The organism is Thermotoga neapolitana DSM 4359, from assembly GCF_000018945.1.
GTDB classification, from domain to species: domain Bacteria; phylum Thermotogota; class Thermotogae; order Thermotogales; family Thermotogaceae; genus Thermotoga; species Thermotoga neapolitana.
This window is the reverse complement of sequence record NC_011978.1, coordinates 973,719-986,727: the sequence shown is the minus strand read 5'-3', so window position 1 is coordinate 986,727 and position 13,009 is coordinate 973,719. Positions and strand designations below refer to the sequence as shown.

17 protein-coding genes are annotated in these 13,009 nt (G+C 46.5%); 4 read left to right on the top strand and 13 right to left on the bottom strand.

The features are described from left to right. Positions 1–9: 9 nt before the first annotated feature. From rpsC to CTN_RS04880, 13 genes are all read right to left on the bottom strand, one after another. Positions 10–639 (bottom strand): 30S ribosomal protein S3, encoded by a 630-nt coding sequence (gene rpsC / locus CTN_RS04940; RefSeq protein ID WP_015919492.1) that lies wholly within the window; start codon positions 637–639, stop codon positions 10–12. Positions 640–648: 9 nt separating this feature from the next. Continuing rightward, entirely contained in the window at positions 649–1,128 is a 480-nt protein-coding gene (gene rplV, locus CTN_RS04935) for a 50S ribosomal protein L22 (protein WP_038067426.1), read from the bottom strand. An 11-nt stretch (positions 1,129–1,139) separates the two neighbouring features. Further along, the gene (rpsS, locus tag CTN_RS04930) at positions 1,140–1,427 is read right to left on the bottom strand and encodes a 30S ribosomal protein S19 (protein ID WP_015919490.1); all 288 of its coding nucleotides are present in this window, start codon (positions 1,425–1,427) and stop codon (positions 1,140–1,142) included. Positions 1,428–1,440: 13 nt separating this feature from the next. After that, positions 1,441–2,271 (bottom strand): 50S ribosomal protein L2, encoded by an 831-nt coding sequence (rplB, locus tag CTN_RS04925; RefSeq protein WP_015919489.1) that lies wholly within the window; start codon positions 2,269–2,271, stop codon positions 1,441–1,443. Between the two features lie 13 nt (positions 2,272–2,284). Then, positions 2,285–2,587 carry a 50S ribosomal protein L23 gene (gene rplW, locus CTN_RS04920; protein ID WP_015919488.1) on the bottom strand — a complete coding sequence of 101 codons (303 nt, stop codon included), beginning with the start codon at positions 2,585–2,587 and terminating at the stop codon, positions 2,285–2,287. Continuing rightward, the gene (rplD, locus tag CTN_RS04915) at positions 2,559–3,266 is read right to left on the bottom strand and encodes a 50S ribosomal protein L4 (RefSeq protein WP_015919487.1); all 708 of its coding nucleotides are present in this window, start codon (positions 3,264–3,266) and stop codon (positions 2,559–2,561) included. Before rplD ends, rplW begins: the two co-directional genes overlap by 29 nt. Positions 3,267–3,286: 20 nt before the next feature. Beyond that, positions 3,287–3,910, bottom strand: coding sequence for a 50S ribosomal protein L3 (gene rplC, locus CTN_RS04910; RefSeq protein WP_038067423.1), 624 nt, complete (start codon positions 3,908–3,910; stop codon positions 3,287–3,289). 18 nt (positions 3,911–3,928) lie between these two features. Continuing rightward, positions 3,929–4,237 carry a 30S ribosomal protein S10 gene (rpsJ, locus tag CTN_RS04905; protein WP_015919485.1) on the bottom strand — a complete coding sequence of 103 codons (309 nt, stop codon included), beginning with the start codon at positions 4,235–4,237 and terminating at the stop codon, positions 3,929–3,931. Between the two features lie 53 nt (positions 4,238–4,290). Continuing rightward, a complete protein-coding gene (gene tuf / locus CTN_RS04900) occupies positions 4,291–5,493 on the bottom strand; it encodes an elongation factor Tu (RefSeq protein ID WP_015919484.1) in 1,203 nt (400 codons plus the stop codon). Between the two features lie 11 nt (positions 5,494–5,504). Beyond that, complete coding sequence (fusA, locus tag CTN_RS04895; RefSeq protein WP_015919483.1) at positions 5,505–7,592, bottom strand: elongation factor G; 2,088 nt, start codon at positions 7,590–7,592, stop codon at positions 5,505–5,507. A gap of 4 nt (positions 7,593–7,596) precedes the next feature. Further along, positions 7,597–8,064 (bottom strand): 30S ribosomal protein S7, encoded by a 468-nt coding sequence (rpsG, locus tag CTN_RS04890; RefSeq protein WP_015919482.1) that lies wholly within the window; start codon positions 8,062–8,064, stop codon positions 7,597–7,599. An 11-nt stretch (positions 8,065–8,075) separates the two neighbouring features. After that, positions 8,076–8,459, bottom strand: coding sequence for a 30S ribosomal protein S12 (gene rpsL / locus CTN_RS04885; RefSeq protein WP_038067420.1), 384 nt, complete (start codon positions 8,457–8,459; stop codon positions 8,076–8,078). Positions 8,460–8,577: 118 nt separating this feature from the next. Then, the gene (locus CTN_RS04880) at positions 8,578–8,997 is read right to left on the bottom strand and encodes a DUF1893 domain-containing protein (protein WP_144399105.1); all 420 of its coding nucleotides are present in this window, start codon (positions 8,995–8,997) and stop codon (positions 8,578–8,580) included. Between the two features lie 53 nt (positions 8,998–9,050). On the opposite strand from CTN_RS04880, the gene CTN_RS04875 reads away from it, so the two are divergent. The 4 genes from CTN_RS04875 to CTN_RS04860 are packed head-to-tail and all read left to right on the top strand — an operon-like array spanning position 9,051 to position 13,000. Beyond that, positions 9,051–10,025, top strand: coding sequence for a PhoH family protein (locus tag CTN_RS04875; protein ID WP_038067418.1), 975 nt, complete (start codon positions 9,051–9,053; stop codon positions 10,023–10,025). Continuing rightward, positions 10,022–11,395, top strand: coding sequence for an HD family phosphohydrolase (locus CTN_RS04870; protein ID WP_015919478.1), 1,374 nt, complete (start codon positions 10,022–10,024; stop codon positions 11,393–11,395). Before CTN_RS04875 ends, CTN_RS04870 begins: the two co-directional genes overlap by 4 nt. Beyond that, the gene (gene ybeY, locus CTN_RS04865; protein ID WP_015919477.1) at positions 11,376–11,825 is read left to right on the top strand and encodes an rRNA maturation RNase YbeY; all 450 of its coding nucleotides are present in this window, start codon (positions 11,376–11,378) and stop codon (positions 11,823–11,825) included. The genes CTN_RS04870 and ybeY overlap by 20 nt, the downstream gene beginning before the upstream one ends. After that, positions 11,780–13,000, top strand: coding sequence for a DUF1015 domain-containing protein (locus CTN_RS04860; RefSeq protein ID WP_038067414.1), 1,221 nt, complete (start codon positions 11,780–11,782; stop codon positions 12,998–13,000). Before ybeY ends, CTN_RS04860 begins: the two co-directional genes overlap by 46 nt. Positions 13,001–13,009 lie beyond the last annotated feature (9 nt).

The window sequence follows — 13,009 nt, the reverse complement described above, 5'->3', positions numbered from 1 at the left end:
TTACCTCCTTTAAATATCAGCGTCTCCTTTGTAAATCCACACCTTGACACCAATGGTTCCGTATTTCGTCCAGGCAACAGCCGTTCCGTAGTCTATTATTGCCTTTATCTTCTGAAGGGGCAGTCTTCCTCTGAGGTACCACTCTCTCCTTGCTATTTCCGCCCCACCAAGTCTTCCGGCAACCATCACCTTTATTCCCTGGGCACCCTTCCTCATTGCGTTCATGATAGCCCTCTTCATGGCCACTTTGTACGATGCCCTCTTTTCTATACGGGAAGCAATGGATTCGGCGACAAGCTGTGCATCGAGCTCGGGCGTTTTTATTTCTTCGATGTTGATGACCATCCTTCTGTTGAACCTCTTCTCCAGTTCTTCTCTCAGGCTTGTAATCTCTGCTCCCTTCCTTCCTATGATGATACCAGGTCTTGCGGTTTTCACCGTGATGTTGACCCTTTCAGCGTCGGGTCTTTCTATGTATATTTCACTGATTCCGGCGTGGTAGTACTTGTTCTTTATTATCTTTCTGATCTCTTCATCCTCAAGAAGCCATTCTTTGTAATTTTTTTCGTTGAACCATTTTGCCTGCCAATCGGCGCTCAGCCCGAGCCTGAATCCTCGAGGATGCACCTTCTGACCCACTTTATCACCTCACTCTTCTGATGATATCCTTTTTTCCAGTTCTTCCAAAGCCTTTCTGTACTCTTCTTCTCTGGTGCGGTCTCTTACAACGACGGTGATATGGGACATTCTCTTTTTGATTATGTCCGCCCTTCCTCGTCCCCTGGGCCAGATTCTCTTCAGTCTTGGCCCATCGTTCACATAACACTCGGCAACATAAAGATTGGCAGCATCGAGTCCGAAGTTGTTTTCGGCGTTCGCAACAGCCGATCTCAGGACTTTTTCGATGATCCTGGCAGCCTTCTTCGGTGAGAAGGCGAGTATTCTGAACGCCTCTTCAACGGACTTTCCTCTTATCGTGTTCGCAACAGCCCTCGCCTTTCTTGGAGAAATGCGGATGTATTTTGCAACAGCTCTGGCCTCTATCTTTGGAAGAGAATCCAGAAGTTCCTTTCTTTTTTTATGGAAAAGAGAACGCTTCAGTCCGTTCCTTGGTATCTGGAGTTTCATCGTTTCCCTCCTCACTTCTTCAACTCGCCTTTTTTGGCTTTTTTATCGGCATGACCCCCAAACCTTCTGGTTGGAGCGAACTCTCCCAGTCTGTGTCCTATCATGTTTTCCGTAATGTAAACAGGTATGTGCTTCATACCGTTGTAAACGGCTATCGTATGTCCGACCATTTCTGGAATGATCATTGAAGCTCTGCTCCAGGTCTTTATGACCTTCTTTTCTCCAGTTTCGTTGAGTTTTCTTATCTTTTCCAGAAGTTTTCTATCTACATAGGGGCCCTTTTTCTTGGAACGACCCATTCAGTTCACCCCCTTATACCTCGTTTCTTCTTCTGACAATGAATTTGTCAGAAGGTCTCTTTCCGCGTCTTGTCTTGTAACCCTTGGTGGGCAGACCCCATGGACTGGTTGGATGGTGTCCTTTACCTCTTCCTTCACCACCACCGTGTGGATGATCCACCGGGTTCATGGCAACACCTCTGACATGAGGCCTTCTGCCAAGCCACCTTACCCTTCCTGCTTTTCCGTGGACTTCGTTCTTGTGATCTTCGTTACCAACAACACCCACCGTTGCGTAACATTTGATATGTACCTTTCTCAGCTCGCCAGATGGCATTCTAAGAAGAGCGTAATCTCCTTCTTTTGCCATGATCTGACAGTAAGTCCCGGCTGCTCTTGCGATCTGTCCTCCTTTTCCAGGAGTGAACTCAACATTGTGCACGAGTGTTCCAACAGGGATCTTTTCCAGTGGCAAAGCGTTCCCGGGCTTTATCTCTGCATCAGAACCACTCATGAGTGTATCTCCAACTTTTATTCCTTTTGGAGCGAGAATGTACCTCTTTTCTCCATCTGCGTAGAGGAGAAGGGCAATTCTTGCGGATCTGTTTGGATCGTATTCGATGGCCAGAACTTTTGCTGGAATGCCTGCTTTGTCGTACCTTTTGAAATCTATGATCCTGTACCTTCTCTTGTGTCCGCCACCTCTGTGTCTTACCGTAATTCTTCCGTGGTGGTTCCTTCCACCGGTCTTTTTGAGAGGCGCAAGCAAAGATTTTTCCGGTTCTGTTTTCGTGATGTCAGAAAAATCGGAGATTACCATGAAACGCCTGCCCGGGGTAACTGGTTTGAATCTTTTGAGTCCCATAACTTCACCCCTCTCAGTGTTCGCCTTCCAGTTCTTTAATGGTATAGCCTTCTTTGAGAGTCACCACTGCCTTCTTCCAGCTGCGGGTCCTTCCTTCGAATATTCCCCTTCTCTTCGGTTTGGGCTTCATGTTGATGACGTTGACCTTATCCACCTTGACGTTGAATATCTTCTCCACGGCCTCTTTTATCTGGTTCTTGTTCGCAAGAGGGTTCACCTCAAAGACATATTTCCTCTGCTCGCGAAGTCTGAGAGCCTTTTCTGTGATTATGGGTCTGACCAGCACATCATGCAGTGAGAGCTTTTCTTGCTTCATTTCCGAGCACCTCCTCTATCTTAGCAACCATATCCCTGGTGAGAATCAGATAGTCATACTTGAGCATGTCAAAAACGTTGAGACCATCTATCCTTACGGCTTTTTCACCGTTTTTACTGTTGTTGGGATTGTCCGCTATTATCACTTTTACGTTTGGAAGATTCTTTCCAGAGAGTTTCACATTGACATAACCCTCTTCTTTCCAGGGTAGAACGATCAACGCCTTCTTGTCAGCAAGGTCAAGGTTCTGAAGGATTTCTTTTAAAGATTTTGTTTTTGGCCTTTCAAGTTTTAGATCTTCGAGCACCAGAAGTTTGTTCTCTCTGTACTTGACAGACAGCGCAGAACGGAGAGCGAGTCTCTTCATCTTCTTATTGAGTTTCTTACTCCAGTCTCTGGGCTTTGGACCGTGGGCAACTCCTCCGTGTCTCCAGATAGGAGATCTTATGGATCCGTGTCTGGCTCTTCCCGTGTGTTTCTGCGGCCATGGTTTTCGACCGCCTCCGGAAACCTCTCCTCTTGTCTTTGTGGAAGCGGTACCTGCTCTCCTGTTGGAGAGCTGCATGTCCACGTATCGCCACATCACGTCGTAGTTAGGATCGATGTTGAAGACGAAATCACTGATTTCAAGAGTTCCAACTTTCTCTCCCTTCACATTGAGAAGATCCACCTGAGCCATTTTCTATTCCTCCTCCACTGTTACTTTTTCGGGGCCTTGGCGCTCCTTATCAAAACGAGCCCGCCCCTCGCTCCAGGGACACCACCTTTGACCGCTATCAGATCGTTTTCTGGATCGACATCTACAACCTGCAGGTTTCTAACAGTTACCCTTTCGTTTCCATATCTTCCCGGCATCTTCTTGCCTTTCCATATCTTCGCAGGTTCGGTGTGCTGACCTACAGAACCGAGTTCTCTATGGAATTTGGAACCATGGCTTTTTGGACCTCCACTAAACCCCCATCTTTTCATTGCTCCCGCGAATCCTCTTCCCTTGGACCAGCCGGTGACATCCACGTATTCGCCTTTTTCGAATATATCGACCTTTATAACCTGACCAGGTTCGTACTCGTCGGGGTTGTCCACCCTAAATTCTCTGAGCACTCTCATCGGTTCAACACCGAATTTTTTGAAGTGACCAGCAAGGGGCTTGTTCACTTTTTTTGCTTTCTCAAATCCAAGTTGTACGGCGTTGTAACCATCCGTTTCAACTGTTTTCTTCTGCACGACAACACAGGGCCCGGCTTTTATGACGGTAACCGGGACCGCTTCATTACCGATAAAAACCCTTGTCATACCGATTTTTCTTCCTATTATCATCTTCATCAAAGACACCTCCAGGGATTACAGTTTGATCTCAACGTCGACACCTGCTGGGAGGTTTATCCTCATCAGGGCATCAATGGTTTTTGGAGACGGGTCTATAATGTCTATGAGTCTCTTGTGCACTCTCTTCTCAAAGTGTTCTCTGGAGTCTTTGTGCTTCATAGGAGATCTCAACACACAGTAAAGCGTCCGCTCCGTTGGGAGAGGAATTGGACCGGACACCTTGGAGTTTGTTGATTTTGCAACTTCGACGATCTTTTTTGCCGACTCATCTAGCAGTTCGTGGTCATAAGCTTTGAGTTTTATCCTTATCCTCTGTCCAGGCATATTCTAAGCACCCTCCCTCTTCTCTCAAGAAGGAGGGGGAGAATAACTCCCCCTCACTCGATAACTTCTGTGACAACGCCAGCTCCAACTGTTCTTCCGCCTTCTCTTATAGCGAATCTCTGCCCTTTCTCAATAGCAACGGGGTAGATGAGCTCTATTTCCATCTCAACGTGGTCTCCAGGCATAACCATTTCGACTCCTTCCGGAAGTCCCACTATTTCACCAGTAACGTCAGCTGTTCTTATGTAGAACTGAGGTTTGTAACCTTTTGTAAACGGTGTGTGCCTTCCACCTTCCTCTTTCTTCAGAACGTAGACCTCTGCTTTGAACCTCTTGTGGGGTTTAATGCTACCAGGAGCTGCAAGAACCTGACCTCTTTCGACTTCGTCCTTGTCGATTCCCCTGAGCAGACATCCCACGTTGTCACCAGCGATACCTTCGTCGAGTTCTTTTCTGAACATTTCAACGCTTGTAACGACTGTCTTTCTGATCTCATAACTGAGTCCTATGATCTCGACTTCGTCACCGGGTCTGATTCTTCCTCTTTCGATTCTTCCTGTAACAACCGTTCCTCTTCCCGTGATGGAGAAAACGTCTTCGATGGGCATGAGGAACGGTTTGTCAACGTCTCTCTGAGGATCTGGAATGTAGTTGTCCATGGCGTCGAGCAGTTCCTGAATGGGTTTGTAAGCCTCGTGGTTTGGATCGTCTGGGGCTTCGAGAGCTTTCAAAGCGGATCCTTTTATAACAGGCACTTCGTCACCGGGGTATTCGTACTGACTCAGAAGATCTCTCACTTCCATCTCGACGAGTTCGATGAGTTCGGGATCGTCGACCATATCTGTTTTGTTGATGAAAACAATCATGTAAGGAACCTCAACCTGTCTTGCAAGAAGCACGTGTTCTCTTGTCTGTGGCATAGGTCCATCCGTTGCTGCAACAACGAGTATGGCTCCATCCATCTGGGCAGCACCGGTGATCATGTTCTTGATGTAGTCAGCGTGTCCGGGACAGTCAATGTGTGCGTAGTGCCTTTTCTCGGTTTCGTATTCAACGTGCGTGATGTTGATAGTGATACCTCTTGCCTTTTCCTCAGGAGCCTTGTCGATCTGATCGTAGGGAACGTATTGCGCAAGACCCTTGAGAGAAAGGTACTTTGTTATAGCGGCTGTCAGCGTGGATTTTCCGTGGTCGATATGCCCGATGGTTCCAACATTAACATGGGGTTTTGTTCTTACAAACTTTTCCTTTGCCATGTTCTCCCTCCTTAAACAACTTTAATGATCTTCTCGGCGATTTTCTCCGGGACCTCTTGATAGTGAGAGAATTGCATGATGTAGCTTGCTCTTCCCTGACTCAGAGATCTCAGTGTTGTAGCATATCCAAACGTTTCAGAGAGTGGAACTTTTGCCACTATGACTTTCAGATGGCCTCTTGTTTCAAGAGCTTCTACTTTTGCCCTTCTGGAATTGAGATCGGCGATGATGTTACCCATGTACTCTTCTGGAGTGGTGATCTCCAGCTTCATGATCGGCTCAAGAAGAACTGGCTGTGCCTTCTTCATTGCCTCTTTGAACGCCAGAGAGGCTGCAATTTTGAACGCCATCTCTGAAGAGTCTACTTCGTGATACGATCCGTCGAGCACAATCGCTCTTATTCTCACAACAGGATAGCCAGCAAGAGGACCAGACATCATTGCTTCTTTGATTCCCGCTTCTATGGCTGGCATGAACTCTTTTGGTATCACACCACCAACGGTTTTATCGATGAATTCAAAGTTTTTACCTTCCTCTTCTGGAATAGGCTCTATCCTGAGTATCACATGACCGTACTGACCTCTACCACCGGTTTGCCTGATGTACTTACCTTCTGCTTCAGCGGCTTTCTTAATGGTTTCTCTGTAGGCAACCTGAGGTTGACCAACTCTAACGTTCACACCGAACTCTCTCTTCAACCTGTCGACGATTATTTCAAGATGGAGTTCACCCATACCGGAGATGATCGTCTCACCAGTTTCTTTGTCCACCTTCACCTGAAGGGTGGGGTCCTCTTCAGAAAGTGCCAGAAGTGCTTTCACCAGCTTTTCTTCGTCGCTCTTCGTCGCTGGTTCAATGGCAAGAGATATGACCGGTTCCGGGAAGTCGATCTTTTCCAGGACGGTTGGCTCTTTCTCATCACAGAGAGTGTCTCCCGTCTGAGATGCCTTCAATCCAACTCCTGCGGCTATATCACCGGGTCTTACGTAATCAACTTCCTCGCGCTTGTCTGCGTGCATGAAAACGATTCTCGAGATTCTCTCTCTCTGTCCTTTGGTAGAGTTGTAGACGTAACTTCCCTTTTCCAGTCTTCCAGAGTACACCCTGAAGTACACCAGCTTTCCTATGTACGGATCCACCTGAACCTTGAAAACAAGGGCCGTGAACGGCTCATTCTCGTCTGGTTTCCTGTAGACGACCTCGCCGTCTGAGAGTCTCCATCCCTTAACAGGAGGAAGATCCAGAGGAGATGGGAGATAGTCTATTACGGCATCCAGTAATGGCTGTATTCCCTTGTTCATTTTCGCCGCTCCACATAGAACGGGAACTGCTCTGTTCTCTATGGTGGCCTTCCTCAGAACTTTCTTGATTTCCTCCTCGGTGATTTCCTCACCCTCGAGGTATTTCTCGAGTATCGTTTCATCCAGTTCTGCCACTTTTTCCAGCATCTCTTCTCTTCTGAGTTCTGCTTCTTCTTTCAATTCGTCCGGGATTTCTCTTTCTTCGTACACAGATCCATCCTCGCTGGTCCAGTAGATCGCTTTCATCTTTATGAGGTCTATCACTCCCTGGAAGTCCTTTTCGCTTCCAATCGGCATCTGGATGGGTATGGGATTTGCTCTGAGTTTTGTAACGAGAGTCTCGACTGCCATGTAGAAGTCTGCACCGACCTTGTCCATCTTGTTCATGAAGGCTATTCTGGGAACGTTGTATTTATCTGCCTGTCTCCAGACGGTTTCTGACTGTGGTTCAACACCTGCCGTTGCATCGAAAACGGCGATCGCTCCGTCGAGCACTCGAAGTGCCCTCTCAACCTCAGCCGTGAAGTCAACGTGCCCGGGTGTATCGATTATGTTGATCCTGTATCCCTTCCAGAAGCACGTTGTAGCGGCGGACTGTATCGTAATGCCCCTTTCCTTCTCCTGGGGCATCCAGTCTGTGGTTGCTGTTCCTTCATCCACATCTCCGATGAAGTGTTTCCTTCCCGTGTAGTAGAGGATCCTCTCTGTTGTGGTTGTCTTTCCGGCATCGATATGGGCCATTATACCGATGTTCCTAATCTTATCCAGGTCAACATACCTTGCTTCTACACTCTGCATACTCTCACCACCTGTAATGTGCGAAGGCCCTGTTTGCTTCTGCCATCCTGTGGGTGTCTTCCTTTTTCTTGATGGCCGTACCCGTGTTGTTGTAGGCTGCCATGATCTCCTCAGCCAGTTTTTCTTTCATGGGACGTCCTTTCTTAGCTCTTGCAGCTTCAACGATCCATCTTATAGCAAGAGAGGTTCTTCTTGGTTCCTGAACTTCAATGGGAACCTGATACGTGGCACCTCCAACCCTTCTTGGCCTCACCTCAAGAACAGGCTTTACGTTCTCCACAGCCTGTCTGAAGACTTCAAGGGGATCTTTCTTCATCTTTTCCTTGATGATATCGAAGGCACCGTAGACGATCTTCTGGGCGATCGTCTTCTTTCCATCCCACATCACTTTGTTTATCAATTTTGCCACCAGAACATCTCCATAAACTGGATCAGGTGGTATTTGTCTTCTTTCAGCTCTTCTTCTACGCACCCACAGTCACCTCACTTTTTCTGGTCCTTGGGCCTCTTGGCACCGTATTTACTCCTGGACTGCCTTCTTCCTTCAACTCCAGCCGCGTCCAGGGCACCTCTTATGATCTTGTACCTGACACCAGGAAGGTCTTTCACCCTTCCGCCTCTTACGAGGACCACCGAGTGTTCCTGAAGGTTGTGGCCTATACCGGGTATGTATGCTGTGACTTCTATACCGTTAGAAAGCCTTACCCTTGCGATCTTTCTGAGAGCAGAGTTCGGCTTTTTCGGGGTCATGGTGGAAACCTTTATACAGACACCTCGTTTTTGAGGATTTCCTTGAAGAGCAGGAGCCTTAGATTTCTTCTTTTTAGGCTTCCTTCCATGCCTGATCAATTGATTAATGGTCGGCATCTTCATCCTCCCTTCCTTTCGTTCAGACCAAGCCAGGGTTTTATTTTACTCTTCAAACGGAAGATTGTCAACACAAGAGACCTCTGAACAATTTACCACAAGTAGCTTGAGGGTTTGTTTAAGATAAGGTGAACTTTGAGAGAATTCTTTCTATGGCTTCTTTCGGATCATTCACATCCAGGAGGATCTTCTCAAAGGGGCACATGCTTTTTCCATCCCTTGATAACACAAAAGGTACTTTCTCTTCACAGGAAAATTTCACACCGTGTTTCTTCAACAGGTCGATGGCACCTTCACTGATGATAAAGGCGTGAACGAAAGAAGGCCTCATTTCCACAAAAAAGAAGGCTGCTGCTCTTCCAACGAGTCTGTCCACCACCACGCACCCGGACAGATCTTTTAAGGTCGTATAAACCTCAACAAGGGGTTTCAGACCGCTTTCTGTGCTTTCAAAGATCACCTGATCGTCTCTCATCACTATCAAACTCAAACCTCTTTCCTCAATGAGTCTTTTTGCTCTTTCAACAGTATCTTTCACAACTTTCACTCTCCTGATGTGTAGTATAATTTCCTTGAAAAAGTATAACAGGTCTGGAGGTGGAAACCACGATCACTGTAAGGAAAGTCAGGATCCCCGAAGATGTAGGTGTGCTGGAGATATTCGGCCAGTACGACAGAAGGGCAAGATACCTCAGGAAAACGTTCAACGTGGATCTTACCGTTCGAGGCAGTGAAATTCTCATAAGAGGTTCAGACGAAAGGAGTGTAGAAGCAGCACACCGCGTCCTGGACGAGATCATATCCATAACGAGAGACGGCCATTTACTGGACTGGACCGAATTTGAGTACCTGGTGGAAAAGGTTTCAAATGCAGAAAGCGTGAAGGATGTCTATTCTAAAAGCAACGGAGGACCTGTTCTTGGAAGAAAGGTGAAACCCAAGACTCTGGGTCAAAAAAGATACCTGGAAGCTGTCGAGAAAAACGACGTGGTTTTCGTGATAGGGCCAGCCGGTACAGGAAAGACGTACCTGGCAGTGGCCATCGCCCTTGATTACCTGAAAATGGGCAAAGTGAACAGAATCATCCTGACAAGACCAGCGGTTGAAGCAGGAGAGAAACTTGGATTTCTACCGGGAGATTTGACAGAAAAAGTGGAACCCTATCTGAGACCTCTGTACGATGCCATAATCGACATCACTTCTCCAGATAAATTCAACAGTTATCGTGAAAGGGGCATCATAGAAATCGTGCCACTTGCCTACATGAGAGGGCGTACATTGAATAACTCTTTCATTATTCTGGATGAAGCACAGAATACCACTTATCAGCAGATGAAGATGTTTCTGACTAGACTCGGATTCAATTCAAAGGCGGTTGTGACCGGTGACATCACCCAGGTAGATATAGAGGAAGGGAAATCCGGTCTAATAGAGTGCCAGAAGATACTGAAAGGTATACCCGGTATAGAATTCGTGTACCTTGATGAAAGCGATGTTGTGAGACATCCTCTCGTGAAAAAGATCATAAAAGCTTACGAAGAGTACGAAAGGTCGAGAAAGTCATGAGCCGAAGACGCCTGCTTGTCATAGCGGTGACCATCCTTTTGTCCCTGTTCATAGTACATATTCGCACGGGATTTCGTCCTCTGAACATGATATCCGAAGCCATTGTTGCTTTCACAATCTGGTTTTCACTGGTGGAAACAAGTGTCAGACACTTCAGAAAATACTCTCTCAGCCAGGTTTACACTTACACACATCTATCCTTGATACTGCTGGGAACTGTTTTCATAGGATTTTCCCTTCCAGAAATCGGCCCCTTCATGACACCACTTTACATACCGGTTGCGCTGATGAGTTTGCTGTTCAATTTTGAAGTTGCCCTCACAAGTGGTGTTCTTCTCTCCATCATTTCCATATACAGATGGTATTACGATATAAATCTGATCATGCCTTTCCTTCTGACGGTTTTGATCGCCACAAAAACCCTTTCAAACGCTGACAGAAGACTCGATGTTATGAAATCGTCCGCTCTGACATCACTGACACTTACGGGAACTCACCTCTTCATGAGATTTGGCCTGAACATTGAGTACACCCCATACGATCTTCTAGCGGCTCTTCTCAACCCGATTCTCTCGGGTGTAATGGTACTGGGTATTCTTCCATACGTGGAGTACACGAGTCGTCTTTATTCCAACCTCGGCCTCATAGAATTTGGAAACCTGAACCATCCTCTCCTGAAGATGCTTGCCATGAAAGCACCGGGGACATACTATCACAGTGTGATCGTGGCAAATCTGGCAGAGGCGGCTGCAGAGAAGATAGGTGCAAATCCTGTCCTGGCTCGAATTGGTGCTTATTATCACGATATAGGTAAGATGAAAAGACCCCACTTTTTCACAGAGAACATAAGGGACGGCAAGAACCCTCACGAAGACATAACACCTTCTTTGAGTCACCTTGTTCTAAACGAGCATGTGAAATACGGAATAGAACTTGCTCGTAAACATCGCCTTCCTTTGCTCGTGGAGTTCATCATCCCTCAGCATCATGGAACAAGATCACAGAAGTACTTCTACTACAAAGCCAAACAACAATTTGAAGACATACCAGAGGAAGAGTTTCGCTACCCAGGACCAAAACCACAGTTCAAAGAAGCTGCTATCATCATGCTGGCTGATTCTGTGGAAGCAGCATCCAGAAGTTTGAAGAATCCTTCCGTTACTCAGATAAAAGAATGCGTAGAGGATGTCATTTCCTCCATCTTCTTTGAAAGACAACTCGATGAATCCGGTATTACCCTGAGCGAACTGGAAAAGATTTCAGATGCCTTCCTACAGGTGCTCGTCAACATATTCAGTTCCAGGATAGAATACCCGGAAGAGGCAAAATTGCAGAAGGTGGTAAGGATAAATGATCAAAATTCTGGGTGAAGGAAAAGGAAAAGAGATCTTAAAAAGTTTGAGTGAAAAATTAGACGAAATCGTAAAGAAGGAGATAGGAAACGTCAACACGAACGTGATACTCGTGAGTAAAGATCAAATAAAAGAAATGAACAGAGAATTCCGTGGTGAAGACTTCCCAACAGATGTGCTTACCTTTCCTCTCTTCGAGGAAGTTTACGGAGAAATCTACATCTGTCCCGAGGTCGTTGAAGAGAATGCGAAGGAATACAACAACACCTTTGAGAAAGAACTGATAGAAGTTGTAATACACGGGATACTTCACCTTGCAGGGTACGATCACGAGTTCGAAGATAAAAACGCAAAAGAGATGTTCGAAAAACAACATATCTATGTAGAGGAGGTATGGAACGAATGGAGATCAAGCCTTTCAGGGGGTACCGGCCAAGAAGGGACGTAGTTGAAAAGTTCGTGGCAAAACCCTATGACGTGGTGTCCTTCCTCGAAGCCAAGGAGACCATCAAAAGCAACCCGCTCAGTTTCCTCAGAGTGACGAGGGTTGAGGCAGAAACGCATGAAATAGAAATGGATCCTACCCCTGAAGACATGGAGAGAGCCAGAAAAAACCTTGAGGAATTCATAGAAAAAGGCATCCTGATCCAGGAAGAAAAAGAAGCCCTGTACATATACCGTCAAAAGATGGGAGATCACATACAGACGGGTCTTGTGGCGTTGTTTCCCGTGGAAGAATACAAAAAAGGTCACATAAAGAGACACGAACTCACCAGAAAAAAGAAAGAAGAGGAAAGGGTTCAGCACATCCTGGCAACAAGGGCTCACACGGGACAGGTCTTCCTCTTCTACAGATCCATGGAAGTGCTGGACAGGAAACTGATGGAGCTTGCCGACTCTCTGGAACCCATTTACAGGCTAACGGACGACCTGGATGTGGTTCACGAATTTTTTGTTGTCTCCGATGAAAAAGAGATCGAAGAAATAAAGAACCTTTTCAAAAACATAGAAAACCTGTACATAGCAGATGGACACCACAGAGCAGCCGCAGCCGCAAGGGTGAGTGATATTCTCGACAAGGAAATAGGAAAGGGACCACACAACTATTTCATGGCAACGGTATTCCCCCATAACCAGCTCAGGATATTCGATTACAACAGGGTTGTTCGTTCTCACATCACTGTGGAAGAACTTCTAGAGCAAGTTTCAGAAAAGTTCGACTTTTACAGGTCCTATGTTGTTCCCGCAAGACCTTCAAGAGAGCACGAGATAACGATGTACGTGGGAAATGGAAAATGGTATGTGTTAATTCCCAGGGAAATCCCTGAAGACGTTGTCGAAAGTCTAGACGTGAACATACTCCAGAGCGAACTTCTTGAACCAGTTTTCGGAATTTCCAACCCGAGAGAGGACGATAGAATAGACTTCATAGGTGGGATAAAAGGGCTCTGTGAACTGGAGAGAATCGTTGACAAAGGAGAATTCGATGTGGCCTTTGCTCTGTATCCCGTGAACATAGAAACGCTGATGAGAGTCTCAGATGAAGGAAAAACCATGCCACCAAAGTCTACCTGGTTTGAACCAAAACTTCTGAGCGGTCTGGTGGTCCACGTCTTTGGCTGAGGAGGTGAT

Coding starts and splice junctions, on each gene's coding strand:
- rplV (WP_038067426.1), bottom strand. CDS start 1,128: ATGAAACTCCAGATACCAAGGAACGGACTGAAGCGTTCTCTTTTCCAT.
- rpsS (WP_015919490.1), bottom strand. CDS start 1,427: ATGGGTCGTTCCAAGAAAAAGGGCCCCTATGTAGATAGAAAACTTCTG.
- rplB (WP_015919489.1), bottom strand. CDS start 2,271: ATGGGACTCAAAAGATTCAAACCAGTTACCCCGGGCAGGCGTTTCATG.
- rplW (WP_015919488.1), bottom strand. CDS start 2,587: ATGAAGCAAGAAAAGCTCTCACTGCATGATGTGCTGGTCAGACCCATA.
- rplD (WP_015919487.1), bottom strand. CDS start 3,266: ATGGCTCAGGTGGATCTTCTCAATGTGAAGGGAGAGAAAGTTGGAACT.
- rplC (WP_038067423.1), bottom strand. CDS start 3,910: ATGAAGATGATAATAGGAAGAAAAATCGGTATGACAAGGGTTTTTATC.
- rpsJ (WP_015919485.1), bottom strand. CDS start 4,237: ATGCCTGGACAGAGGATAAGGATAAAACTCAAAGCTTATGACCACGAA.
- tuf (WP_015919484.1), bottom strand. CDS start 5,493: ATGGCAAAGGAAAAGTTTGTAAGAACAAAACCCCATGTTAATGTTGGA.
- fusA (WP_015919483.1), bottom strand. CDS start 7,592: ATGCAGAGTGTAGAAGCAAGGTATGTTGACCTGGATAAGATTAGGAAC.
- rpsL (WP_038067420.1), bottom strand. CDS start 8,459: ATGCCGACCATTAATCAATTGATCAGGCATGGAAGGAAGCCTAAAAAG.
- CTN_RS04870 (WP_015919478.1), top strand. CDS start 10,022: ATGAGCCGAAGACGCCTGCTTGTCATAGCGGTGACCATCCTTTTGTCC.
- ybeY (WP_015919477.1), top strand. CDS start 11,376: ATGATCAAAATTCTGGGTGAAGGAAAAGGAAAAGAGATCTTAAAAAGT.
- CTN_RS04860 (WP_038067414.1), top strand. CDS start 11,780: ATGGAGATCAAGCCTTTCAGGGGGTACCGGCCAAGAAGGGACGTAGTT.